Below are 23,198 nucleotides of genomic sequence, written 5' to 3' on the forward strand. Positions count from 1 at the left end.
TAGGTCAGGTTGTGGAAGGTGCTGGTCAGGGGTTTCCAGCACGCGCCCAGCCGGACCTCCTCGGCGACGCCGTTGAGTCCAGCAACACACGAGCGGCACGGCATACCAGACTCCGTATGCCGTGCCGCTCTCTGTCTGCCCGGGTGCGGTGCACCCGTGGTCGCCGCTGCCGTGGTTACGGCAGCTTGCCGGCTCCCGGCCCGAAGCCCGTGGTGTCGGCGTGCAGCCGCCCATCGGTCCCGCGGTGCAGGGTCTCGGGGAGCTCCTCGCCGGTGAAGCGCTCCTTGGCGCTGGCGCCGGCGGTCTTCGCGACGTCGCCGAGCTTGGCCGCCACGACGGGGGCCTGGTCCTTGACGACCTGCTTGACCGTGTCGACCCGCGCCTGCACGGGGGCACTGCCCCACACGCGGTCGGTCTGGGTCTTGATCTGCTGGTACCGCTTCTGGCCGGCCTTGGCCCCGAGCACGTAGCCCGCAGCGAGACCGGCGAGGAAGGTGAGCTTTGCCATGGTTCGGATCCTTTGGTCGGGTTCCCCTCGACCCTAACAAAACTGCTGGTCAGAGCGGTGTCGAGCTGGCGGCGGGTGTGGGATTTGAACCCACGAGAGGTTGCCCTCTGGTCGCTTTCAAGGCGACTGCACTAGGCCACTATGCGAACCCGCCCGGTGGTGCGGGCCAAGTCTTCCAGACGCTGCGGACCGGCCCAGAGCGAGTACCGTTGTCTTCGCACGGCGACACGCCGAGGCACAGGACCCTGCACCACCTCGCACGGTCCTAAATGCGTTGAATCGCAGCAAAATTCGCGCCGCGACCTCACCAATTCGACCGCACTCATACGCGAATTGAAGGATCCTGATGAGTACCAGGGACGGTTAGCGTTTGCGACTGGGGGAATGAGCGTCCGCTTTCGGGCGGCGGGCCGGAGGCCGGGCAACCCTGCAGCCCGGCCTTCGTGCCGTCCGGGCGCAGTTCAGCCCGCATCACCACGGCCGCGCTGACCGCCGGTCAGCGGGCGCGGGCGGGGCGGCCGCCGGCGAGGGCCGCGTCGGCCAGGGCGTCCGCGAGTCCGTCGAGGTCGTCGCCTGCGGCCCCCACGGTCACCCGGAGGTGCCCACCGCCCTCCGGCGCCCCAGTTGGCGGACCGAGCCGGAACGGCGCACCCGGCGCGACACCGATCCCCTGGCTGGCCAACCGCACCATCGCCGCCGTCTCGTCGTGGACCGGCACCCAGATGTTGATGCCTTCCGTCCCCGGCACGGTGATCCCCCGCGCGGCAAGGGCGGCGACGACCTGGGCCCGCCGCGCGGCATACGTCGCGGTCGCTCGTGCCACTTCCGCCCGGGCCGCGCCGCTGCTCAGCAGCCCCAGCAGCACCTGCTGGAGCAGCCGGCTGGACCATCCCTGGCCGAGCTCCCGACGGGCTGTGATCGCGCGGTGCAGCGCTGGTGGCGCGCTCAGGGCCGCCAGCCGCAGGTCCGGTCCGTGCGACTTCGAGAACGACCGGATGTAGGCCGTGTGGCCGGGTCGCCACCGACCTGTGCTCGCGAGGGTGGCCGAGGACAGGCCCGCGGCCGAGTCGTCTTCCACGACAAGGGTTTCGGAGCCCTGGAGCAGTGTCGCGATCGCCCGTGCGCGGCCCGGCGTCATCGTCACGCCGACGGGGTTCTGGGCACGGGGTTGCAGGAAGATGGCGGCCACCGGCTCGGTCAGGGCGGCCTCCAGTGCGGGGAGGTCGAGCCCCTCGGCGTCCACCGGCACCCCGACGAGCTGGACGCCCACCGACTCGAGGAGGTCGACCAGGGGCGGGAAGCCCGGGTCCTCGACCACCACGCGGTCGCCGAACCGCAGCGAGGTGCGCACGATGAGGTCCATCGCGTCCATGGCGCCGTCGACGACGGCGAGGTCCGGCGCGGCATACGGCCAGTCCTGGCGGAGCACGTCGGCGAGGCCGGGCAGCACCGGGTCGTCGAGATAGCTCCCCGTGGTCGGCGCCGAGGTGAGCTGCGCCAGGACGGGCCCGAGCGAGGGGAGCAGGGCGGGGTCGGGGACCCCCGTGGACAGGTCGAGGGTGAAGCCAGACTCGTGCCGCAGCGCCTGTCGGTAGCGGCCGCCGTCGGGACCCCGCTGGTCCCGCACCGTGGTCCCGCGTCGGCCATCGGTGCTGACCGCTCCGGAACGGGCCAGCAGGGCCCAGGCTGCGCTGACCGTCGTCGGTGACAGGGCCAGCTGTGCCGCCACGGTCCGGATCGGCGGCAGCCGGTCACCCGCGACCAGCTCGCCGTCGCGGATGGCACCGGAGACGGCGTGCGCCAGACCTTTGGCCGTGGGCTGGTCGAGACGCTGCTCGAGGGCGGAGAGGGTCGTTGACACATTTTGTACCATAGCAATACTTGTATTGTGTTACTAGTGGGTGGATCGTATGGTGTGGGGTATGACGACACGCATCTCCCACTGGATCGACGGCCGGCTCCGCGAGGGCACCTCCGGACGCACGTCCCCCGTGCACAACCCGGCCACCGGACAGCGGACGGCCGAGGTCGACCTCGCCTCCGTCGAGGAGCTGAACGCCGCGGTGGCGAGCGCCGCGGAGGCCGCCCGCGAATGGCGGCACTCGTCGCTGTCCCGGCGCGCGGCCGTGCTCTTCGCCTTCCGGGAGCTGCTCAACGAGCGTGCGCCAGAGCTGGCCAAGATCGTCACGGCCGAGCACGGCAAGGTGCTCTCCGACGCCGGCGGCGAGATCGCCCGCGGCCTGGAGAACGTCGAGTACGCCACCGGCGTGCCCAACCTGCTCAAGGGCGGCTTCAGTGAGCAGGTCTCGACCGGGGTCGACGTCTACAACATCCGGCAGCCGCTCGGCGTCGTCGCCGGGATCACGCCGTTCAACTTCCCGGTGATGGTGCCCCTGTGGATGTGCGCCAACGCGGTTGCCTGCGGAAACGCGTTCATCCTCAAGCCCAGCGAGAAGGACCCCTCCGCGTCGCTGTTCCTGGCCCAGCTGTGGAAGGACGCCGGTCTGCCGGACGGCGTCTTCACCGTCGTGCACGGCGACAAGGTGGCCGTCGACGCGATCCTCGACCACCCCGACATCGCCGCGGTCAGCTTCGTGGGCTCCACCCCGATCGCCAAGTACATCTACGAGCGAGGGACGGCCAACGGCAAGCGGGTCCAGGCTCTCGGTGGCGCCAAGAACCACGCCCTCGTGCTCCCCGACGCCGACATCGACATGGCGGCGGACGCGGTGGTCTCGGCGGCCTACGGCGCGGCTGGTGAGCGGTGCATGGCGTTGTCGGTCGCTGTCGCGGTCGGTGACGTGGCCCAGCCCCTCGTCGACGCCATTGCCGCCAGACTGCCCAAGCTCATCGTCGGCGACGGGGCCGACCCCGACACCGACATGGGGCCGCTCATCACGGCGGAGCACCGGGACAAGGTGGCCGGCTACGTCGATGCAGGCGAGTCCGCCGGCGCGGCCGTGGTCGTCGACGGGCGCACCGGCGACCACCCGAGCGAGGGATTCTTCCTCGGCACCACCCTGCTCGACCACGTCACCCGCGAGATGACCGTCTACACCGACGAGATCTTCGGCCCGGTGCTGTCGGTCGTCCGCGTCGACACCTACGAGGAGGGCATCGCCCTCATCAACTCCAACCAGTACGCCAACGGCACCGCCATCTTCACCCGCGACGGTGGCGTGGCCCGCCAGTTCCAGTACGACGTCGAGGTCGGCATGGTCGGTATCAACGTGCCCATCCCGGTTCCCGTCGCCTACTACTCGTTCGGCGGCTGGAAGGACTCGCTGTTCGGCGACACCCACATGTACGGCCCCGAGGGCGTCAACTTCTACACCCGGGGCAAGGTCGTCACCCAGCGGTGGCCCGACCCGGCCACCTCATCGGTCGACCTCGGTTTCCCGCGCACCCGCTGACGCGCCGACCGCTCTCCGAGCGCCCCGGCACCTGAGCCGCCAGACTGTCCGGAACACCCGGCATACCAAGGACTCCCGATGACCGACACGCTGCCAGCCGCCACCTCCGCCGCCGCCACTGCCTTCACGACCAACACCGAGGAGCAGGTGCGCCGTGACGACCGAGCCCACGTGTTCCACTCCTGGTCGGCGCAGGGGCTGATCGACCCGCTGCCGATCGCGGACGCGCTCGGTTCGTACTTCACCGACTACTCGGGCAAGCGCTACCTGGACTTCTCCAGCCAGCTGGTCAACGTCAACATCGGTTACCAGCACCCCAAGCTGGTCGCCGCCATCCAGGAGCAGGCGGGCCGGCTCACGACGATCAGCCCGGCGTTCGCCAACGACGCCCGCTCGGAGGCTGCCCGGCTGATCACCGAGCTGGCGCCCGGCGACCTCACCAAGGTGTTCTTCACCAACGGCGGCGCCGAGGCCACCGAGAACGCGCTGCGGATGGCTCGGCTGCACACCGGGCGCCACAAGGTGATGGCTGCCTACCGCAGTTACCACGGCGCGACCGCGGGAGCCATTGCCATGACTGGTGATCCGCGTCGCTGGGCATCAGAGCCTGGTATGCCGGGCATCGTGCGCTACTGGGGTCCCTACCCCTACCGCTCGGCGTTCCACGCCGAGACCGAGCAGGAGGAGGGCGTGCGCGCGCTGAAGCATCTGCGCGACCTGATCATGGTCGAGGGGCCACAGACGATCGCCGCGATCATCCTGGAGAGCGTGGTCGGCACCAACGGCATCCTCGTGCCGCCGCCGGGCTACCTCCAGGGTGTGCGCGACATCTGCGACGAGTTCGGCATCGTCATGATCGCGGACGAGGTGATGTCCGGGTTCGCCCGCTGCGGTGAGTGGTTCGCCGTCGACCACTGGGACGTGGCGCCCGACCTGATCACCTTCGCCAAGGGCGTCAACAGCGGCTATGTCCCGCTCGGCGGCGTCATCATCTCCGAGCGCGTCGCCGCGACCTTCGACCAGCGTCCCTTCCCCGGCGGGCTGACCTACTCGGGTCACCCGCTCGCGTGCGCCTCGGCCGTCGCCTCGATCAACATCTTCAAGGAGGAGGGCGTCGTCGAGCATGCCCGCGACCTCGGCGAGGACGTCATCGGACCGGGCCTGCGCAACCTCGCCGAGCGGCACCCCAGCATCGGGGAGGTGCGGGGGCTGGGTGTCTTCTGGGCACTCGAGCTCGTCCGCGACCGGCAGACCCGGGATCCCCTGGTGCCGTTCAACGCCGCCGGCGCGGATGCCAAGCCGATGAACGACTTCGCCGCGGCGTGCAAGCAGCGCGGGCTGTGGCCGTTCATCCACTTCAACCGCACCCATGTCGTGCCGCCGTGCACGACGACGGCCGACGAGGTCCGCGAAGGCCTGGCGATCCTCGACGAGGCGCTGTCCGTCGCGGACGGCTTCTACACCGGCACCGACGCCTGACGCCGGTGGGCCATCCGGCGGCTCACCCCGCTCACCCCGCGCTCGTCGACGCCGCCCCGGCGGTGTTCTGGCTGGACCAGCCGGACCGGCCCGCGCCCAGAGCGGGCTTGGAGGGCGTGCGCTCGGCCGACCTCGTGGTGGTCGGCGCGGGCTACTCCGGGCTGTGGACCGCGCTGCTCGCCAAGGAGGCCGACCCCTCCCGTGACGTGCTCGTCCTCGAGGCCGGGTCCGTCGGCTGGGCCGCGTCCGGCCGCAACGGCGGCTTCTGCGCAGCGAGCCTGACGCACGGCGAACCCAACGGGATGGCGCGGTGGCCGCAGGAGTATGCGGCGCTGCGTCGCCTCGGGCGCGAGAACCTCGAGGCGATCGAGGCCACCGTCCAGCGGTACGGGATCGAGTGCGACTTCCGGCGCTCCGGCTCGCTCACCGTGGCCACCGAGCCGCACCAGGTGGAGTGGCTGGCGGAGGAGCCTGGCGAGCTCCTGGACCGGGATGCGGTGCGCGCACACCTGGACTCACCGACCTACCTCGCCGGGGTCTACGAACCGGACGAGACGGCGATGGTCGACCCGGCCAGGCTGGCGTGGGGGCTCGCGCGGGCGGCCGAGTCGCTGGGTGTGCGCATCGCCGAAGGTGCGCGGGTGACCGGGCTGTCCACGGCCGGTTCCGGGGTCGACGTGACGACCTCCGACGGGGACGTCATCAAGGCGGCCCGAGTTGCGTTGGGTACCAACGCCTTCCCGTCCCTGGTGCGCCGAACGCGGCTGCATACCGTGCCCGTCTACGACTACGCCCTGATGACCGAACCGCTGACCGACGCCCAGCTGGACTCGATCGGCTGGACCTCACGAGCCGGGGTCGGGGACCTGGCCAACCAGTTCCACTACTACCGACTGTCCGCCGACAACCGGATCCTGTGGGGCGGCTACGACGCGATCTACCACTATGGCCGGCGGCTCCGGCCGAGCCTGGACCAGCGGCCCGCGACGTTCGACCGGCTGGCCGGTCACTTCTTCGAGACCTTCCCCCAGCTCGAGGGCCTGCGGTTCAGTCACCAGTGGGGTGGGGCGATCGACACCTGCACCCGGTTCTGCGCCTTCTACGGCACCGCGCACCGCGGACGGGTTGCCTACGCCGTCGGGTTCACCGGACTCGGTGTCGGCGCCACCCGGTTCGGTGCGCAGGTCATGCTCGATCTGCTCGACGGCCGCCAGACCGAACGCACCCGGCTCCAGATGGTGCGCGAGAAGCCGCTGCCGTTCCCCCCGGAGCCGTTGGCCTACACCGGGATCCAGCTCACCCGCTGGTCACTAGCGCGTGCCGACCAACGCTCTGGTCGACGCAACCTCTGGCTGCAAGCCTTGGACAAGGCCGGTCTCGGCTTCGACTCCTAGCGCAGCGCGTCCTGGTCCCGTGCGGACTCGGGGGGTCGGGCCGACTCCTGGCTGGGCACCTGGGTGAGGTGGGTGCGCAGGATCTCGGCCGCGACCTCGTCGCGGGACCGGCCGGTCGCGGCCGCCCGCTCGGCCAAGGCGGCGGCCACATCTGGAGGGAGCACGAGCGTCGGCCCACCTGGGACGTGGTCGCTGGTGGCGCCCGGCCCGAACTTCAGCAGGGCGGCGCCGACAACGGTTCCGAGCACGTCCAGGATGGCGACGACTCCCACCGCTCGGTAGAAGCCGTCGTCCCCGGGGTGCACGCCGAGCACCAGCAGGCTGGTCAGCAGGGCCAGGAGGGCGGCGAGCCCGATCGTGACGGTCAGCATCCGACGGGCCAGCGAGCTGCCCCGTCCACCCGGTGCGAGCAGCAGGCAGGTCTGGGCGAGCGTGGCCGCGACGATGCCGCTGATGGCGAACGTCTTGACCACCGACTCGTCCAAGCCATTGTTCGAGTCGACCCAGATCAGCAACAACCCCGTGACGAGGGGGACCAGGACGGTCACGCCCCCGATCACCCCGACCGGCTGCGACCGGCGTCCGGCGGTGGTGAGGAAACAGAGCACCGCGATGCTGACGACGCCGACGAGCAGCGTGGTCAGCAGGATCCGTCCCTCGGTCTCGCCGAACTCACCTCCGCTGAGGAGCGCGACGATGCCGAGCAGAGCCGCGAGGGAGAACGAGCCGATGGTGACGCGCACGATCCAGCGTCGGACGGGTGCGGTGCTGGGGGTGGCCATGGTTCATGGTGGCGGGTCGAGCCCTGCGGCGCGTGGGTTTGCGGACCCTTGTGCGGGCGGTCGTGGGAGGACACCTGATCCGGAACGCCGCGTCGCCGCCCCAACGCCGGGTGACAGGATGGCGCGGTGAGCCTTCCGGAGCCGCAACCCCTCGACCTTCCGCGCACCCCGCCCCTGCGGTTGCGGGGCCGGACGTTCGACGCGTCCAGCCCGGCCGTGATGGGGATCATCAACCGCACCAACGACTCCTTCTTCGCGGGCAACCGGCACGCCGACCTGGACTCCGCCAAGCGGGCCCTCGACGACGCCGTGACCGCGGGTGCAGACATCGTGGACATCGGTGGGGTCCGGGCAGGACAACAGGGGGAGACCGTCGAGGCCCAGGAAGAGATCGACCGGGTCATCCCCTTCGTGGCGCACGCCCGGACGGCCTACCCCGACCTCGTCCTGAGCCTGGACACCTGGCGCTCCGAGGTGGCCGCTGAGGCGGGTCACCACGGCCTCGACCTCGTCAACGACACCTGGGCCGGCCACGACGCCGAGCTGGTGCACGTTGCCGCCCGCATCGGCGCCGGTGTGGTGTGTTCGCACACCGGCGGCCTGCCGCCGCGCACCGACCCGGTCAAGGTGACCTACGGACCCGACCCGCTCGACGTCGTCCGCGACGTGCTCCGCACGCTGGCCGACGGTGCGCAGCAGGCGAGGGTGGCCGGCATACCCGCGGACCGCATCCTCATCGACCCCACTCTGGACTTCGGCAAGACGACGGCCCACTCGCTCGAGGTGCTGCGGCACACCGCGGACGTCGCGCAGCTCGGCTTCCCGATCCTGCAGGCGCTGTCGCGCAAGGACTTCGTGGGGGAGTCCCTCGGTCTCGAGGCCGACGACCGACTCGAGGGGACTCTCGCGTCGACGGCGATCGCGGCCTGGCTCGGGGCGTCCGTGTTCCGTGCCCATGACGTGCGCGCGACCCGCCGCGTGGTCGACATGGTGGCCGTCATCAGGGGCGACCGGATGCCGCTGCGCCCGGTCCGCGGCACCTGACTGGCGGCCCCGCAGAGCGGGTGAAGGGATGGTTCCGGCTTACCGGAATTTGACCCGCCATGACCTCCACGATCCGCTTCCTGCGTGCTAGCGTTTCTCACGGTTGCATCAAGCAGTTCCTCGCAAATGGTCGATGAAGTGCCCGCCCTAGCACCACAGAGCGGGCCTTTCTCATCTGAGGGCGGGCATGTCTCGTCGGTGGGGTTGTGTACGGCAGCCTGGGTTTCGCGAAGTGCGAATTCCCAATGGCTACAAAAGAAAGAGTTACCCCATGGCACAGGGAACCGTTAAGTGGTTCAACGCTGAAAAGGGCTTCGGCTTCATTGCCCAGGACGGCGGCGGCCCGGACGTGTTCGTCCACTATTCGGCGATCGACTCCTCGGGCTATCGCTCGCTGGACGAGGCGCAGCGCGTGGAGTTCGAGGTCACCCAGGGACCCAAGGGTCCCCAGGCTGACGCCGTTCGCCCGATCTGATCCGAGGACTGCTCAACCAACAGTCTTCCGACGAGGCCCTCACCGCATGCGGTGGGGGCCTCGTCGCGTGCTCGGTATGCCGGGTCAGCCGCCGGCCAGGGCGGTGAGGAAGTCCTTGGCGATGGGGGCGGCCACGCTGCCGCCGCTCTTGCCGTTCTCGACGAGCACCGCGAACGCGATGTCTCCCTGGTAGCCGACGAACCACGCGTGCGTCTCGGGTGGGTTCTTCGCGCCGAACTCCGCCGTGCCGGTCTTGCCCCGCACCGTGCCACCCGGAGTGCCCTTCAGCACCGTGGCCGTGCCCTGGCTGACCACCTCGCCCATGAGCGTCCTCAGCTGGCCGACCACCTTGGCGTCCAACGGCTTCGGTGCACGGTCGGCACCGGCGACTGCCGGATCGGTGACCATGGCGGGAGCGATGGCCGACCCGCGCGCGACGTTGGCGGCCAGCACAGCCAGGGCCAGGGGTGAGGTGACGTTGCGGCCCTGCCCGATCGAGGCGGACGCCTTGTCGGTCTTGCCGTTGTTGGCGGGGACACTGGCGTCGAAGGCGTTCGGCAGCCCGAGGGTCTTGGCCCACCCGGTCATCCCGAGTGCGTCAGCGGCCTTGGCCAGGTCGTCGTCGGCGAGCTTGGTCGAGAGCTGGACGAACGCGGTGTTGCACGAGTGGGCGAAGTCGGTCGTGAAGTCCGGCGTTCCCAGCGACTCGCCCTCGAAGTTCTTGTAGGAGCGACCGTCGACCACGACGTTCTTCGGGCAGGTGACCGGCGTGCTGGGGGTGACCTTGCCGGCGGTGAGCAGGGCGTAGGTCGTCGCGATCTTGAAGGCGGACCCGGGCGGGTAGTGGCCGGTCAGGGCCCGGTCGAAGCCGAGTGCCGGCGAGTCGGCCGAGGCCAGCACGTCACCGGTCTTGACGTCGACGGCCACGAGGGCGGACGGCACGCTGCCGGTGCCCTTGAGCGCCTTCTCCGCGGCGTCCTGGACGCTCGGGGACAAGGTCGTCGAGACGTCCTTGCCGGCGACCGCGTCCTTGGCGAAGAGAGGGGTGTCCGGGGCCGCGCTCGAGGTGACCTGGACCCCGGCCGTGCCACCGAGGACCGCGTCGTACTGCCCCTGCAGTCCGCTGATCCCGGCGTAGTCGCCCGCGGCATACCTGCCCTTGCTCTTGGCGATGAGCTCGGCGCTCACGGCGCCGAACGACCCGAGCAGCGGCTGGGCGAACGTGCGCGACTTGGCCAACGGCTGTTCACGCGCCGGGTAGATGACTCCCTTGAGCGCATCGAGGGCGGTCTTGCGCTGGTCGAAGTCGGCCTGTCGGTAGGTGATGACCGCGATCGGCGCCTTGCTGCCGGCCTTCGTAGCTGCCGCGAGCTTGGCGACGAGCGACCCCGCAGGCTCGTCGACGACCTTCTCCAGCTCGCGCACGGTGGCGGCCGTGGCCCGCGCCGGGTCGATCTGCACCGGGTAGACCTTGCCGATCGGGGTGAGCGCCTTGCCGTCCCGGTCGAGGAGGGTGCCGCGATCGCCCCACGTGCGGGTGGCGACGAGCTTGTCGGCGGTTCCGAGCTTCGGGTGCCACGGCGAGGTGCTCGTGGACAGCGCGATCGCCCAGCTGTCGCCGACGCGACGGGAGGTGACGGGCACGTCGTACGACCACGGCACGCCGCCGGCCAGCGACCAGGTGACGTGCAGCGTGCTCTTGGCGCTGTCGCCAGTGCGGCGGGTGGGGGTGGCGGTGACGCTGACCGGTCCCGAGCCAAGGCCGTTGGTCGCCGTGGTGAAGGAGGTGCCGACCGCTGCAGCGGTGCTGCCCGAGAAACGCAGGGCCGGGTCAGTGAAGGAGCGCTTCTGCCACGCCTGCGCGAAGGCGCTGACCTCGGACTGGGCCGCTCGATCAGCCTCCTTCTCCTGCTCGGTGTGCCGCCACCACAACCCCGCGCCGGCTGCTCCGGCAACCAGGACGGCGACGGTGATTCCCCCCACGACTGTGCGTTTCCTCATGGGCCCCATCCAACATCACTCGTGACAGGGTTCGTCCCATTTGTCACCGGAGGGCAACCTGGGGGCCCGCTGCGGCGTCTTGAGACTGGAGGCGCACCTGGGCCAGCACTCAGGATGCGCCCTTACACTCACGGAGGCGATTCGTCGCCCGAGCCACCTGCAGGCGTGGCTTTTCGGAATCAGAGAGGTATACGTGAGCGAGCCCACCAATGGCTCTGCGCCCGGCGACGACGTCACTGGCCAGAGCACGGGTGCCACGGGGGACGGCACACAGAGCAGCAGGTCGTCCCACCGTCGCCGGTCCGAGCGCCACACCGGAAAGACCCACCGCCACCCCTGGCTGCGCCGTGCTGCGTTCGGCGTGTCGGGGCTGCTCGTGGTGGCCCTCGTCCTCGGTGTCGCGGCCTACGTGAAGCTCAACGGCAACATCCAGCGGCTGGACATCAGCAGCGCCCTGGGCGACCGGCCGCAGCAGGAAGCCACGACCGACGCCAAGACCAACCTGGCCCCGGTCAACATCTTCGTGATGGGTTCGGACAGCCGGGAGGGGACCAACCTCGGCAAGGGGCAGACCGAGTACGGCATGGCGGGCAGCCGCTCGGACACCAACCTGATCGTGCACCTGTCCGCGGACAGGCAGTCGGCGATCGTCGTGTCGATCCCGCGTGACTCGATGACGATGGCGCCGCGGGACTGCAAGAACAAGAACGACAAGGTCGACAACGGCGTCATCCGGCAGTGGAACCAGAACTTCACGCTGGGCGGGCCGGCGTGCACCATCCGCACGTTCGAGGGCCTGACCGGCATCTTCATCGACCACTTCGTCGTGATCGACTTCCGCGGGTTCCAGGACATGGTCAACGCCCTCGGTGGGGTCACCGTCTGCCTCCCCGAACCCGTCCAGGACCGGCAGAGCCACCTCGACCTCCCGGCCGGCAAGACCAGGGTCAACGGCAAGAACGCGCTGGCCTACGTCCGGCTGCGGCACAACATCGGCGACGGCTCGGACCTGGGCCGGATCGACCGCCAGCAGGCGTTCCTGTCGTCGGTGATCCAGGAAGCCACCAAGTCCTCGCTGCTGCTCCGGCCCGACAAGCTGTTCCGCTTCCTCAACGCCACCACCTCGGCGATGACCACGGACAAGGGACTCGACGTCGGCGAGATGAAGGACATCGCCAGCAGCGTCTCGAAGATCGGCACCAACCAGATCCGGTTCGTGAAGCTCCCGACCACCACCTACCCGCCGGACCCGAACCGGGTGCAGTGGACCGCGGGTGCCGGGCCGATCTGGAAGGCGATCCGCAAGGACGAGCCGCTCCCGGGCACGAAGGTCCCCTCGAGCACGACCACGGCGACCGCGCCCGCGACCACCGAGCCCGCCCTGACCGTGAGCCCCGGTGACATCCAGGTGCGCGTCACCAACAACTCGGGAGTGGCTGGGCTGGCCAAGCAGGCAGCGGCCGAGCTCCGGGTCCAGGGCTTCACGATCACGTCGTTCGTCACGGGCACGGGCGCACCGACCGACGGTGTCGTCGTCCGCTACGGACCGGACATGAAGGAGGCCGCCCGCACCGTGGCCGCGGTCTACCCGGACGCGCAGATCCGCGAGGACAAGCTCCTGGGTTCGACGATCGAGCTGAGCATGGGAGTCGGTTCCCCACGAGCCGTCGAGATCCCGAACCGGCTCGGCACGACTCCGCTGCCCAAGCCGTCCGTCACCGCGACCCCGGATCCCAGCTCCAGCGCGAGCGTCAAGGCGCGGACGGCAGCGCAGGACATCTGCACCTGACCGGCACGGGCGGCGTTCGCCTACACCAGATGAAGGACCCGACACGTGCGTGTCGGGTCCTTCATCGTTGGCGGAGGCGGAGGGATTTGAACCCTCGATGGGTGTTAAACCCAAACCGCATTAGCAGTGCGGCGCCATAAACCGGGCTAGGCGACGCCTCCTCGCCTGATCGACTGGCAACCAAGCCCGCACAGGGTATCTGCACCCCGTGGACCGGAGCAAAATGGCCGCCCTCACCTGCCAACGCGGCATACCCCGATCTGCGGCGAGGGCTCACTGGGGGAGTATGCCGCGGGCGTCCGTTCGGGTGGCATTCACAGATTTCCACGCCTGAGCCCGGTAGGTGCGCAATTCTGTGGGCGACCACAGCCAAGGAGTGTCGATGTCCAACCCGTTCGCCCCGCCCGGACCGCAGCCGCAGCACCAGCCGCAGCCGCAGCCGCAGCACCAGCCGCAGCCCCCGCAGGACCCGTTCGCCCAGCCCGCACAGGGCCAGTTCAGCTCACCCGCCCAGGGGCCGGTCGCGCAGCCCGGACAGGGCCAGTTCGGGCCACCCGTCACCCAGGCCACGTATGGCGGGTCGGGGCCCATGTGGGCGCAGCAGCAGCCGTTCGCGCCCGCGCCCAAGGGCGGCAACGGCCTGACGATCACGGCCATCGTGCTGAGCGGGATTGCCCTGCTCAGCGTCCTGGCCATGGCCGCGTTCATCTTCTTCGGGTCCGGCGGGTCCGGTGGGTGGGTGCTGTCCGGCAAGGTGACGGTGGTCGACAAGGGCGTGGCCGACATCGCCCTCCAGGACGCGCTGACGTCGGCCATCGAGGACGACGGCGGGTCGGTCGACCACCTCGAGTGCCCGCTGCGCTCACCGGCCGGTCAGGGGCTGGTCACGGTCTGCCACGGCTCGGTGGATGGCTGGGACTGGACCGGTGTCGTCGTGTTCGAGGACGACACCGGCACGTTCATCGTCACGGAGCACTGACGGGCGGAGGTCTGCGGCTCGCGGTCCCGACCATCGGGAACGCGGGGCTCACCGCTCCGGAACTCGCGGTCCTGGGGCTCGCGCCGGAACATCCAGCTGCGCATCGCGACGAAGCGCAACCCGGTCGACGCGGCCGTCGCGCTCGCGACGACCAGGGTCGCGAGGGCTGTGCCGGGGTTGCTGACGAACGCGTGCAGCAGGGCCAGCGCGCCGGCGGTGACCAGCCAGGTGAGCGCGAAGATCGACAGCCCCTGAAGCTGGTGGCGGACCGCCCCGGGGCCGTGGACTCCGAACGTCCAGCGACGGTTCGTCGCGGTGTTCACGACGGTCGCGAACAGCAGGGCCACCAGGTTGGCGGCCTGGGTCGAACCCAGGGCCGGCGCCAGGGCAGCGAACAGCCCGAGGTGCAGCACCGTGGAGGCGACCCCGACCGCGGCGAACCGGGTCAGCTGTTGCCACCCGTCCCCGCCACGCTGACCGCGACTGCTGCCTGGGGCGTGCCGCCCGATTCGGGCGGCGATGTCGGCCACGGGGAGTCGGCCCGACGCCAGCGAGCGTCGGACCCGGACGACGCCGCGCAGGTCGTCAAGCGCGGTGGCGACCACGTCGACCCGCGAGTCCGGGTCGTCGAACCAGTCGACCGGCACCTCGTGGATCCGCAGGCCGCAACGCTGCGCCAGCACGAGCAGCTCGGTGTCGAAGAACCACGTGGGATCCTCCACGAGCGGCAGCAGCTCGGCGGCCACGTCGGACCGGATCGCCTTGAACCCGCACTGCGCGTCGGTGAACGTGGCCCCGAGGGTCGCACGCAGGACCAGGTTGTAGCAGCGCGAGATGGCCTCGCGCTTGGTCCCCCGGACCACCCGGGCGCCGTGGGCGAGGCGCGAACCGATGGCGACGTCCGAGTGGCCGGACATCAGCGGCGCCACCAACGGCCACACGGCGTCCAGGTCGGTGGACAGGTCGACGTCCATGTACGCCAGGATCGGTGCGTCCGAGGCCAGCCACACCTGCTTGAGCGCCCGGCCCCGGCCCTTCTGCGCCAGCCGCACCAGCGCCACGCCGTCCAGCTGGGCCACCAGCACCGATGCGACGGCAACCGTCGCATCGGTGCTGGCGTTGTCCGCCACGGTGATCCGGAACGGGTAGGGAAAGGTCTGGACCAGGTGCTGGTGCAGCCGCCGGACGCTGGCTGCGACCGTGTGCTGCTCGTTGTGGACGGGGATCACGACGTCCAGGACAGGGGTGGTCATCGCGCCGCTCCTCAGGTGGTCTGGGTCGTGGTGCCGGCGGCTGTCGCGCCCGTCGACGTCACCGGCTGGGTGAGGTCGTAGAACGTCGAACCGCCGATGGTGACCTGGGTGAAGTTGGCAGCCACCCATGCGGAGATCTGCGTGCCGGTCCCGCCCGCTCCACCACCGGGCCCGCCACCCATGCCGCCACCCCCTCCACCGGTCCCACTGGAGAAGAAGTAGTGGATGTCACCGTCGGCGACGTACTGCTGGAACTGCGCCAGCGTGGGGCTGGGGTCGCTGCCGTTGAAGCCACCGATGGCCATGACGGGCAGCCCGGAACCGAGCTGCAGTCCGGCCGCGTTCTGCGAGCCGATTGCCGCCGCGACCCAGCGGTAGGAGTCCGCGTTGGCCGACAGCGCCGAGACCACCTCGGTGTTGGGTGTGGAGGCGTTGAGCAGACCGCCCATTCCGCCGCCGGTGCGGGTGCCCTGGGTGCCCTGGACGCCCTGGGTGCCCGCCGTGCCACCGGTGCCCTGCTGGGGAGGTGCGCCCATCGTGCCGCGGCCGCCACCCGGAATACCACCCCCTCCGAACCCACTGCCCGCCGTAGCCGGTCCCGCCGTGACGATCGACCCGGTGTGGGCCGTGCCGACGGTCTGGACGCTGTAGGCCGCGGGGCCGGCCAGCGCCGACACGAGGGCTCCGGCGATCACCAGTGGCACGAAGCGCCGGTGCAGCTGGGTGATCGCGAGGAGCAGGAGGGCGCTCGCGAGCCCGAGTACCAGGACACCGATGCGCAGCCAGTTCTGCCAGTCGGTGCGCGACAGGAGGATGAACGACCAGGTCGCCGCGGCGGCCGTGGCGGCCGAGAGGGTGACCGAGCCGATCGCCTTGGCGCGGTGCTCCCACGCCTCTGCCGCACCCATGCCGACCAGCGCTGCGATGGCTGGCGCGAGGGCCACGGTGTAGTACTCGTGGAAGATGCCGGCCATCAGCGAGAACGTCACCATCGTGACGAGCAGCCAACCGCCCCAGACGACGTATGCCGCGCGGCGGGCGTCCGTACGTGGCGCACGGCCGCGGAGGAACAGTCCGACGGCGAGCAGGATGAGGGCCGAGGGGATCAGCCATGAGATCTGCCCGCCGATCGAGGAGCTGAACATCCGGCCGAGACCAGTGCTGCCCCAGCCGTTTCCACCGCCCACGGAGCCGGTCTCGTTGCCGCTGATGCGGCCGAGTCCGTTGTAGCCGAAGGTGACCGAGAGGAACGAGTTGTCCTGCGAGCCGCCGATGTAGGGCCGCATGCTGGCGGGGACGAGCTCGACGATGGCGACCCACCAGCCGGCGGAGAGCACCATGGCGGCCGTCCCGATGAGCGCGCCGGTGATGCGTCGGCGCAGCGTCGTGTCGGCGAAGAGCAGGTAGGCCAGCCCGAACGCCGGGACGACGAGGAGCACCTGGAGCGCCTTGGTGAGGAAGCCCAGCCCGATGAGGACTCCGACGATGGCGAACCACCTGGCCGAACCCTGCTCGATCGACTTCATCGTCGCCCAGGCGCCGAGGGCCATGAGCAGGACGAGCAGCGCGTCGGGGTTGTTGAAGCGGAACATCAGGACCGCCACCGGGGTCAGCGCCATCACGGCCCCGCCGATCAGCCCGGCCGCCGCGCCGAAGTGGCGCTTGACCGTCGCGTAGACCACGCCGACGGTGGCGACCCCCATCAGCACCTCGGGCATCAGGATGCTGAACGAGCTCAGCCCGAACACCCGCACCGACAGGGCCATCGCCCACAGCGACGCCGGCGGCTTGTCGACGGTGATCGAGTTGCCGGCGTCTGAGGAGCCGAAGAAGAACGCCTTCCAGCTGTCGCTGCCGGCCTGCACCGCGGCGGAGTAGAACGAGTTCGCGTAGCCGCTCGAGGTGAGGTTGTAGAAGTAGAAGAGGGCCGTCGCGAGGAGCAGCCCGAGCAGTGCCGGACGAGCCCACGTCGGGTCGCCCTCCGGACCAAGCCACAGGCGCTGGAACCGGCTCGGCGTCGTCGGCGCAGCCGAGCCCGCCTGCACTGGGATGGTGGTGGGCGGCACGCGGGTGGTGCCTGCCGCGCCGGTCGCTTCGAGCGTGTCGGGGTGGAGGGTCATCGTGTCCATGGACCTACCGTCGGGGCGCGCCCTGTGCAGTCGCTGTGCCACTCCTGAGGCGCGGTGATGAGCGTGGCCCTACCGTGGGTCGATGGCTGACGTGCAGGTCGACGACCAGGGACGACCCGAACCGCCCATGGCCGAGGGGGAGGCCGCGACCCTGCTGGGCTTCCTGGACTTCCAGCGGGCCACCCTCGACTGGAAGTGCCGCGGCCTCGACGACGACCAGCTCCGGCACCGGCAGCCGCCCTCGACGAACAGCCTCGGTGGCCTGTTGCGCCACCTCGCCTCCGTCGAGGACTTCTGGTTCACCGAGGTCGTGGCCGGGGAGCCCGTGCCTGAGCCGTGGACCGAACCGATCCCCGGATCCGGTCACACGCGCGACTGGGGCTGGCCGGGAGCGGCGGACTTCACTGGTGACCAGCTGCGCGCCCTCTGGTCGGAACGGGTGGAGCACTCCCGCGCCGTCGTCGCCGGACAACTTGCTGCGGAGGGTCCTGGCGCCCTCGACCGAACGCACTCGGCCTGGGGAGGTCAGGGCTTCCCGTCCCTGCGATGGGTGCTGGTGCACATGGTGGAGGAGTACGCGCGGCACAACGGACACGCGGATGTGCTGCGCGAAGCCATCGACGGCGAGACCGGCGAGTGACTGCGGAGGGTATGCCGCGAGGTCGGGTCAGGCAGGCAGCAGGACAGTGAACGTCGTGTCGCCGGGGGTGGAGGAGAGCTCGACGTTGCCGCCGTGCGACTTGGCCACCGCGTCGACGATCGACAGACCGAGGCCCGTTGAGCCGGCCGCCCGGTTGCGTGAGTCGTCGCCGCGGGTGAACCGGTTGAACACGTTGCCCTGCAGCGACTTTGGTACGCCTGGCCCGTCATCGGAGACGCTCACCCTGATCCACTGACCGTCCGGCTTGACCGACGTCACCACCCGTGTGCCGGCGGGTGTGTGGGTACGCGCGTTGGCCAACAGGTTGGCGACGACCTGGTGCAGCCGGGCGTGGTCGCCCGTCACCTCGATAGGCTCGTCGGGGAGGTCGAGCTCCCAGCGGTGGTCGGGCGACGCCGCATAGGCGTCGCTCACGGCGTCCATCGCCAGCAGGGACAGGTCGACGGGTTCGCGGTCGAGGGGGCGACCCGCGTCGAGCCTGGCCAGCAGCAGGAGGTCCTCGACGAGGCCCTGCATCCGCAGCGCCTCGGACTCGACGCGCGACAGCGCGTGGGTGACCGAGGCGGGCACCGGCTCGCGCTCGCGACGGGACAGCTCGGCATACCCGCGGATGGAGGCCAGGGGCGTCCGCAGCTCGTGCGATGCGTCGGCGACGAACTGACGCACCCGCTGCTCGCTCTCGTGCCGCGACTGGAGTGCTCCCTCGACGTTGTCGAGCATGTTGTTGAGGGCGAGACCGACCTGGCCGACCTCGGTGCGGGGGTCGGTGTCGGCGGGTGGGATGCGTTCGGCCAGGGCGACCGCCCCGGAGTCGAGCTTGAGGTTCGAGACCTGGGTGGCCATGTGGGCCACGCGCTGCAGCGGGGCGAGGTTGCGTCGCACGAGCCAGAGACCGCCCGCCGACACGATCACGAAACCAACGATGGTCCCGCCTGACACCAGCGTGATCATCGTGACCACGGTCTCGTTGATGCTGGCCACCGGCAGGCCGGTGATGACGGTGTCGCCGTCGACGGCCTGTCCCGCTGCGACCCGGTAGTCACCCAGGCCCGGCACCTCCACGGTCTTCGGCGTCGAGACGATGCCGGCCGCGTTGAGCGCCTCGATCTGCGCGGTGGTGAGGGTGTCGGTGGTCCGGTCGTGATCGACCCGGCTCTGCGTCGCCACGCCGTTGCTGAGCCGCAGGAACAGCGACTCGCCGCCAACGCCGGGTGGCCCACCCGGACCGTCCCCGGTGCCGTTGCCTGGTCGTCCCCGGTCAGGGCCGCCGGCCCGGACGAGGCTGGCGGTGACGCCGTCGTCGAGCTGACGCACGAGGCTCTGGTGCAACAGCAGGACCGTCAAGGCTCCCGACGCCAGGGTGACGACGAGGAACAGCCCGACCACCGTCGCCACGAGCTTCGAGCTGAGCGACCAGGTGGCGGGGTTGAGGTGCGACCGAGCGGAACCAACCACGGCGGCGGGGCTCATGTGGCGGGCTTGAGGACGTATCCGACGCCGCGCATGGTGTGGATCATCGGCTCGCGACCGGCGTCGACCTTCTTGCGCAGGTAGGAGATGTAGAGCTCGACGACGTTGGCCTGGCCGCCGAAGTCGTAGTTCCAGACACGGTCCAGGATCTGGGCCTTGGACAGCACCCGCTTGGGGTTGCGCATGAGGTACCTCAACAGCTCGAACTCCGTTGCGGTGAGGTTGATCTGGTCCCCACCGCGCATCACCTCGTGGCTGTCCTCGTCCATCGTGAGGTCGCCGACGGAGAGCACCGAGGCGGACTCGTCGGTCACGATGGCCGTGCGACGCATCAGCGCGCGCAGCCGGGCGACGACCTCCTCGAGGCTGAACGGCTTGGTGACGTAGTCGTCGCCGCCGGCGGTCAGCCCGGCCACCCGGTCCTCTACGGCGTCCTTGGCCGTCAGGAACAGGACCGGCACGTTGGGGTTGTCGCCGCGCATCCGGCGCAGCACCTCGAGGCCGTCGAAGTCAGGCAGCATCATGTCGAGGGCCACGGCGTCGGGCTGGAACTCGCGGGCCGCCCGGACTGCCGCCACACCCGTGGCTGCGGTGCGGACCTCCCAGCCCTCGTACCGCAGCGCCATGCTCAGCAGCTCGGTCAGGTTGTTCTCGTCGTCCACGACCAGGACGCGGACGGGCGTGCCGTCGAGGCGCTGGAGCTTGGCGGAGGCGGACTGCTGCGTGTTCATGGCTCTAGGAAACACCGGAACCATGTGCGACGCCCCCGTAACTCCTGTGCGAATCCTGTGAGCCCTCTGTGCCGAACGCTCAGTCGGTCGACACCCCGCGCACAGGATCGCCACAGCCGCCCAGCCGAGTCTCGGAGTCGACCACCTCACCCATCGACGTTCGGAGACCCCGATGACGACGACCCCACGCACCGAAGACACCGCCCAGCTCCCGTGGGCGCAGACCGAGACGCTGCCGACCACGACCATCCCGTATGCCGCGGGGCCGGCCTCGCCTCCTGCCTCACCTCCCAGCACGTCGCCGGCGCGCGACGAGGCGGAGTCCGCCCTCGCGGGCTCTGCGCCGACGACGGCGCCGGCACTCAACCCGCCCACGTGGACCGGTCGCAAGACGGCCATTGCCGCCGCCCTCGCAATCGGCATCTCCTCGATGGGAGCGGTGGCCGCGGCTGCTGCCCTCCCCGTCGGCACCTCTGTGGGTGGCGGCCAGGTCCAGCAGGGTGGTTTCGGCCGGGGCGGTCAGCTGCCAGGTGGTGGAACGGGTCCGCAGGGTGGCTTCGGCCGGCAGGGAGGGACCGTGCAGCAGGGCCAGGGTGGTCCCGGAGCTCTCCAGCAGGCGCCGGCCGACCCGAATGCGAGCACGCCATGATCCACCTCGCGCTGATCCGTCGTCCGGGCGCCGCACGAGGCGCGGCGCGGGCGAGAGCCCGCCACGCGGCATACCTCGATGAGTCGGAAGCGTTGCGGCGGAAGGACTTCAGTGCGGTGCCGGTGTGCGGCTCCGTGCGACCGCTGGCGTCGCAACGTGCCAAGGCCGTGGCGAAGGGCGACTAGGGGCGGATCTCGCCTGAGCCGCGTTCGACGAGCTCTGGGGCCAGCACCACGTGGCGTGGCGGTGAGGTGTCACCGTCGATCCGCGCGAAGAGTCGCTGCGCGACCTCGGCCCCGATCGCTCCCACGTTCTGTCGGATGACGGTCAAGGGCGGGTCGACGATGTCGGCCAACGGAAAGTCGTCAAAGCCGACCAGGGCGATCTGACCGGCCTTTCCGAGCCGATGCAGGGCGCGAATCGCGCCGACTGCCAACGAGTTTCGTGCGGCAAAAATCGCAGTCGGGGGCTCATCGCTGGCGAGCAGCCTGGAAACGGCGGCCTCGGCATCCTCGGGTGAACGCAGCGACGTGATGACCCTCGAGGGATCGAGAGGGATGTGCCTCGCGCGCATGGCGGCCTCGAACCCCTCGAGCCTGTTCCGCGCCGTCTGGATCGTCGGCAGGTCGCCCAGGAACGCGATCCGTCGGTGTCCGTGAGCGACCAGGTGGTAGACCGCGAGCCGCGAGCCACGAGCGTTGTCGATGGTGACCGAGTCGGTGTCGACACCGTTGGGCCGACGGTCCACGAACACGATGGGCAGGCCGCTGCGCAGGTCGTCAGCGAGGTAGTCGTGGCGCTCGGTGGCGGGCATGAGGAGCAGGCCGTCGACCCGTCGGCGCACGAGTCCCTCAACCAGCGCCCGCTCGCGCTCGGGCTCCTCATCGAGACTGGCCGCGACGATGACCACGTCGCGATCCCGGGCGGCGTCCTCAAGACTGCGCAGCAGGCTGGACGAGAACGAGTTGCTGATGTCCTGCAGCAGCGCGCCGACCATGGCCGTCTTGCCGTGGCCTCGGCGCAGGTTGCTCGCGGCGAGGTTGTGCCGGTAGTCGAGCTGGGCGACCGCCCGCTCGACCCTCGTGACGACATCGGCGGAGACGCCCGACTCGCGGTTGACGACGCGCGACACCGTCTTGAGGCTGACGCCCGCGAGAGCGGCCACCTCCCGCATGGTGGCGCGGGGGCGACGCGCATCCCCGTTTGACAACGATGTCACGATCACGTGTGCAGTTCTACAGGAACCGTTGACAAAAGCACAAGGGAGGACTAGAAACGCTCGTGACAACGTTGTCAGCGGCGATGGCGCCGCATGAGATGGGAGCCCCCATGCGTCACAACACCCTGCAGACCCCAGCCTTCCGCCGCACCCTCGCGGTCACCCTCGCTGCATCCACTGCCCTCGCCCTCGGCGCGTGCAACCGGGGCAGCTCGTCCGACGGCGCCAGTGGCGCTGGCGGTGGTGCCAAGGTGGGCGTCACGCTCATCACGAAGGACTCCACCAACCCGTTCTTTGTCGCCATGCAGAAGGGCGCCAAGGCCGACGCCGGCAAGAACAACGTCAAGCTGACGGTCGCCTCCGGCAAGCAGGAGGGCGACGACCAGGGCCAGATCACGGCCATCGAGGACGCGATCGCCCGCGGCGACAAGGGCATCCTCATCACCCCGATGAGCGACGGCGTCAACTCCGCCATCAAGAAGGCTCGCGATGCCAAGCTCTTCGTGATCGCCCTCGACACCCCGCCCGACCCGGCCGACACGGTCGACATCACCTTCGCGACCAACAACCGCAACGCCGGCAAGCTGGACGGCCAGTGGGCTGCCGCCCAGCTCGACGGCAAGCCTGCCGTCATCGCCCTGCTCGACCTCTTCAGCGACAAGATCGTCTCGGTCGACTACAACCGTGACCAGGGCTTCCTCGAGGGCATGGGCATCGACGTGGCTGACGGGAAGAAGAACGGCGACGAGGCCAAGACCGGCAAGTACACCGGTGGCAAGGGTGGCGACTACACGATCGTCTGCAACGAGGCCGGTCAGGGCGCCGAGGACGGCGGCCGCACCGCGATGGAGAAGTGCCTCGCGAAGAACCCCAACATCAACTTGGTCTACACGATCAACGAGCCCACCGCCGTCGGTGCCAACGCCGCCCTCAAGGCCGCAAACAAGACGGCCCTCATCGTCTCGGTCGACGGTGGCTGCGCCGGCGTCGGCAGCGTCAAGAGCGGCGTCATCGGTGCCACCGCCCAGCAGTACCCGCTGAAGATGGCCACCCTCGGCATGGAGGCGATCGCCAAGATCGCCCGCGGTGGCGAGAAGCCCCAGGTCACTTCGGGTCTGGACTTCTTCGACACCGGCGTCGCGCTCGTCACCGACAAGAAGGCCGACGGCGTCGACAGCATCTCGTCCGACGACGGCGCCAAGATCTGCTGGGGCAACTGACC

At 70.1% G+C, this 23,198-nt stretch carries 20 protein-coding genes and 2 tRNA genes; 11 read left to right on the forward strand and 11 right to left on the reverse strand.

Translation table 11 applies throughout. The features are described 5' to 3' along the window. Positions 1–175: 175 nt before the first annotated feature. The 3 genes from EAH86_RS11255 to EAH86_RS11265 all read right to left on the reverse strand — a co-directional run bounded on the left by EAH86_RS11255 (position 176) and on the right by EAH86_RS11265 (position 2,369). The gene (locus EAH86_RS11255) at positions 176–508 is read right to left on the reverse strand and encodes a YtxH domain-containing protein (RefSeq protein WP_140740574.1); all 333 of its coding nucleotides are present in this window, start codon (positions 506–508) and stop codon (positions 176–178) included. A 66-nt stretch (positions 509–574) separates the two neighbouring features. Beyond that, positions 575–662: transfer RNA gene (locus EAH86_RS11260), tRNA-Ser, on the reverse strand. A gap of 342 nt (positions 663–1,004) precedes the next feature. Beyond that, positions 1,005–2,369, reverse strand: a complete 1,365-nt coding sequence (locus tag EAH86_RS11265; RefSeq protein ID WP_140740576.1) for a PLP-dependent aminotransferase family protein — start codon at positions 2,367–2,369, stop codon at positions 1,005–1,007. Positions 2,370–2,430: 61 nt separating this feature from the next. Here EAH86_RS11265 and EAH86_RS11270 point away from each other — a divergent pair, with 61 nt between their 5' ends. The 3 genes from EAH86_RS11270 (at position 2,431) to EAH86_RS11280 (ending at position 6,794) form a co-directional block, all read left to right on the forward strand. After that, positions 2,431–3,921, forward strand: coding sequence for a CoA-acylating methylmalonate-semialdehyde dehydrogenase (locus EAH86_RS11270; protein ID WP_140740579.1), 1,491 nt, complete (start codon positions 2,431–2,433; stop codon positions 3,919–3,921). A 78-nt stretch (positions 3,922–3,999) separates the two neighbouring features. Beyond that, positions 4,000–5,400 (forward strand): aspartate aminotransferase family protein, encoded by a 1,401-nt coding sequence (locus tag EAH86_RS11275; RefSeq protein WP_140740582.1) that lies wholly within the window; start codon positions 4,000–4,002, stop codon positions 5,398–5,400. Positions 5,401–5,405: 5 nt separating this feature from the next. After that, entirely contained in the window at positions 5,406–6,794 is a 1,389-nt protein-coding gene (locus tag EAH86_RS11280; RefSeq protein ID WP_140740585.1) for an NAD(P)/FAD-dependent oxidoreductase, read from the forward strand. On the opposite strand, the gene EAH86_RS11285 is transcribed toward EAH86_RS11280, so the two are convergent. Next, the gene (locus EAH86_RS11285) at positions 6,791–7,576 is read right to left on the reverse strand and encodes a ribbon-helix-helix protein, CopG family (RefSeq protein ID WP_140740588.1); all 786 of its coding nucleotides are present in this window, start codon (positions 7,574–7,576) and stop codon (positions 6,791–6,793) included. The genes EAH86_RS11280 and EAH86_RS11285 overlap by 4 nt on opposite strands. Before the next feature lie 126 nt (positions 7,577–7,702). Between EAH86_RS11285 and folP the strand changes: the two genes are divergently transcribed. Beyond that, positions 7,703–8,620, forward strand: coding sequence for a dihydropteroate synthase (gene folP, locus EAH86_RS11290; protein ID WP_241668321.1), 918 nt, complete (start codon positions 7,703–7,705; stop codon positions 8,618–8,620). 271 nt (positions 8,621–8,891) lie between these two features. Continuing rightward, the gene (locus EAH86_RS11295; protein WP_056915917.1) at positions 8,892–9,095 is read left to right on the forward strand and encodes a cold-shock protein; all 204 of its coding nucleotides are present in this window, start codon (positions 8,892–8,894) and stop codon (positions 9,093–9,095) included. Between the two features lie 84 nt (positions 9,096–9,179). Here the strand turns inward: EAH86_RS11295 and EAH86_RS11300 are convergent, their stop codons facing one another. Next, positions 9,180–11,096 carry a penicillin-binding transpeptidase domain-containing protein gene (locus tag EAH86_RS11300; RefSeq protein WP_161988635.1) on the reverse strand — a complete coding sequence of 639 codons (1,917 nt, stop codon included), beginning with the start codon at positions 11,094–11,096 and terminating at the stop codon, positions 9,180–9,182. Positions 11,097–11,289: 193 nt separating this feature from the next. On the opposite strand from EAH86_RS11300, the gene EAH86_RS11305 reads away from it, so the two are divergent. Then, positions 11,290–12,885, forward strand: coding sequence for an LCP family protein (locus tag EAH86_RS11305; RefSeq protein WP_140740594.1), 1,596 nt, complete (start codon positions 11,290–11,292; stop codon positions 12,883–12,885). 68 nt (positions 12,886–12,953) lie between these two features. Here the strand turns inward: EAH86_RS11305 and EAH86_RS11310 are convergent. After that, positions 12,954–13,046: transfer RNA gene (locus tag EAH86_RS11310), tRNA-Ser, on the reverse strand. A 221-nt stretch (positions 13,047–13,267) separates the two neighbouring features. Here EAH86_RS11310 and EAH86_RS11315 point away from each other — a divergent pair. Continuing rightward, positions 13,268–13,864, forward strand: coding sequence for a hypothetical protein (locus EAH86_RS11315; protein WP_161988636.1), 597 nt, complete (start codon positions 13,268–13,270; stop codon positions 13,862–13,864). On the opposite strand, the gene EAH86_RS11320 is transcribed toward EAH86_RS11315, so the two are convergent. Both EAH86_RS11320 and EAH86_RS11325 read right to left on the reverse strand, forming a co-directional pair. Further along, positions 13,759–15,117 carry a bifunctional glycosyltransferase family 2/GtrA family protein gene (locus tag EAH86_RS11320; RefSeq protein ID WP_140740600.1) on the reverse strand — a complete coding sequence of 453 codons (1,359 nt, stop codon included), beginning with the start codon at positions 15,115–15,117 and terminating at the stop codon, positions 13,759–13,761. The genes EAH86_RS11315 and EAH86_RS11320 overlap by 106 nt on opposite strands. Positions 15,118–15,128: 11 nt before the next feature. Further along, positions 15,129–17,246 (reverse strand): ArnT family glycosyltransferase, encoded by a 2,118-nt coding sequence (locus EAH86_RS11325; RefSeq protein ID WP_140740603.1) that lies wholly within the window; start codon positions 17,244–17,246, stop codon positions 15,129–15,131. 82 nt (positions 17,247–17,328) lie between these two features. On the opposite strand from EAH86_RS11325, the gene EAH86_RS11330 reads away from it, so the two are divergent. Further along, positions 17,329–17,886: a DinB family protein gene (locus EAH86_RS11330; protein WP_140740606.1), complete on the forward strand. Its 558-nt coding sequence runs from the start codon at positions 17,329–17,331 to the stop codon at positions 17,884–17,886. A gap of 27 nt (positions 17,887–17,913) precedes the next feature. Here the strand turns inward: EAH86_RS11330 and EAH86_RS11335 are convergent, their stop codons facing one another. Together EAH86_RS11335 and EAH86_RS11340 are read right to left on the reverse strand one after the other, a co-directional pair. Continuing rightward, entirely contained in the window at positions 17,914–19,377 is a 1,464-nt protein-coding gene (locus EAH86_RS11335; RefSeq protein WP_140740609.1) for a sensor histidine kinase, read from the reverse strand. Then, positions 19,374–20,108, reverse strand: a complete 735-nt coding sequence (locus EAH86_RS11340) for a response regulator transcription factor (RefSeq protein WP_140740612.1) — start codon at positions 20,106–20,108, stop codon at positions 19,374–19,376. Before EAH86_RS11340 ends, EAH86_RS11335 begins: the two co-directional genes overlap by 4 nt. 172 nt (positions 20,109–20,280) lie before the next feature. On the opposite strand from EAH86_RS11340, the gene EAH86_RS11345 reads away from it, so the two are divergent. Both EAH86_RS11345 and EAH86_RS11350 read left to right on the forward strand, forming a co-directional pair. After that, positions 20,281–20,757 carry a hypothetical protein gene (locus EAH86_RS11345; RefSeq protein WP_140740615.1) on the forward strand — a complete coding sequence of 159 codons (477 nt, stop codon included), beginning with the start codon at positions 20,281–20,283 and terminating at the stop codon, positions 20,755–20,757. After that, positions 20,754–20,942 (forward strand): hypothetical protein, encoded by a 189-nt coding sequence (locus EAH86_RS11350; RefSeq protein WP_140740618.1) that lies wholly within the window; start codon positions 20,754–20,756, stop codon positions 20,940–20,942. The genes EAH86_RS11345 and EAH86_RS11350 overlap by 4 nt, the downstream gene beginning before the upstream one ends. Here the strand turns inward: EAH86_RS11350 and EAH86_RS11355 are convergent. Beyond that, positions 20,939–21,931 carry a LacI family DNA-binding transcriptional regulator gene (locus EAH86_RS11355; RefSeq protein ID WP_140740841.1) on the reverse strand — a complete coding sequence of 331 codons (993 nt, stop codon included), beginning with the start codon at positions 21,929–21,931 and terminating at the stop codon, positions 20,939–20,941. The genes EAH86_RS11350 and EAH86_RS11355 overlap by 4 nt on opposite strands. Before the next feature lie 155 nt (positions 21,932–22,086). Between EAH86_RS11355 and EAH86_RS11360 the strand changes: the two genes are divergently transcribed. After that, positions 22,087–23,196 carry a substrate-binding domain-containing protein gene (locus EAH86_RS11360; RefSeq protein WP_140740621.1) on the forward strand — a complete coding sequence of 370 codons (1,110 nt, stop codon included), beginning with the start codon at positions 22,087–22,089 and terminating at the stop codon, positions 23,194–23,196. Positions 23,197–23,198: the final 2 nt, after the last annotated feature.

Origin of the sequence: Pedococcus bigeumensis (assembly GCF_006438965.1) — a bacterium.
GTDB classification, from domain to species: Bacteria; Actinomycetota; Actinomycetes; order Actinomycetales; family Dermatophilaceae; genus Pedococcus; species Pedococcus bigeumensis_A.

What these genes read in the sequence shown, in the direction of transcription:
- EAH86_RS11255 (WP_140740574.1), bottom strand. Translation starts at nt 508, where the DNA reads ATGGCAAAGCTCACCTTCCTCGCCGGTCTCGCTGCGGGCTACGTGCTC.
- EAH86_RS11270 (WP_140740579.1), top strand. Translation starts at nt 2,431, where the DNA reads ATGACGACACGCATCTCCCACTGGATCGACGGCCGGCTCCGCGAGGGC.
- EAH86_RS11275 (WP_140740582.1), top strand. Translation starts at nt 4,000, where the DNA reads ATGACCGACACGCTGCCAGCCGCCACCTCCGCCGCCGCCACTGCCTTC.
- EAH86_RS11285 (WP_140740588.1), bottom strand. Translation starts at nt 7,576, where the DNA reads ATGGCCACCCCCAGCACCGCACCCGTCCGACGCTGGATCGTGCGCGTC.
- EAH86_RS11295 (WP_056915917.1), top strand. Translation starts at nt 8,892, where the DNA reads ATGGCACAGGGAACCGTTAAGTGGTTCAACGCTGAAAAGGGCTTCGGC.
- EAH86_RS11300 (WP_161988635.1), bottom strand. Translation starts at nt 11,096, where the DNA reads ATGAGGAAACGCACAGTCGTGGGGGGAATCACCGTCGCCGTCCTGGTT.
- EAH86_RS11315 (WP_161988636.1), top strand. Translation starts at nt 13,268, where the DNA reads ATGTCCAACCCGTTCGCCCCGCCCGGACCGCAGCCGCAGCACCAGCCG.
- EAH86_RS11320 (WP_140740600.1), bottom strand. Translation starts at nt 15,117, where the DNA reads ATGACCACCCCTGTCCTGGACGTCGTGATCCCCGTCCACAACGAGCAG.
- EAH86_RS11325 (WP_140740603.1), bottom strand. Translation starts at nt 17,246, where the DNA reads ATGGACACGATGACCCTCCACCCCGACACGCTCGAAGCGACCGGCGCG.
- EAH86_RS11330 (WP_140740606.1), top strand. Translation starts at nt 17,329, where the DNA reads ATGGCTGACGTGCAGGTCGACGACCAGGGACGACCCGAACCGCCCATG.
- EAH86_RS11335 (WP_140740609.1), bottom strand. Translation starts at nt 19,377, where the DNA reads ATGAGCCCCGCCGCCGTGGTTGGTTCCGCTCGGTCGCACCTCAACCCC.
- EAH86_RS11340 (WP_140740612.1), bottom strand. Translation starts at nt 20,108, where the DNA reads ATGAACACGCAGCAGTCCGCCTCCGCCAAGCTCCAGCGCCTCGACGGC.
- EAH86_RS11345 (WP_140740615.1), top strand. Translation starts at nt 20,281, where the DNA reads ATGACGACGACCCCACGCACCGAAGACACCGCCCAGCTCCCGTGGGCG.
- EAH86_RS11350 (WP_140740618.1), top strand. Translation starts at nt 20,754, where the DNA reads ATGATCCACCTCGCGCTGATCCGTCGTCCGGGCGCCGCACGAGGCGCG.
- EAH86_RS11355 (WP_140740841.1), bottom strand. Translation starts at nt 21,931, where the DNA reads ATGCGGGAGGTGGCCGCTCTCGCGGGCGTCAGCCTCAAGACGGTGTCG.
- EAH86_RS11360 (WP_140740621.1), top strand. Translation starts at nt 22,087, where the DNA reads ATGCGTCACAACACCCTGCAGACCCCAGCCTTCCGCCGCACCCTCGCG.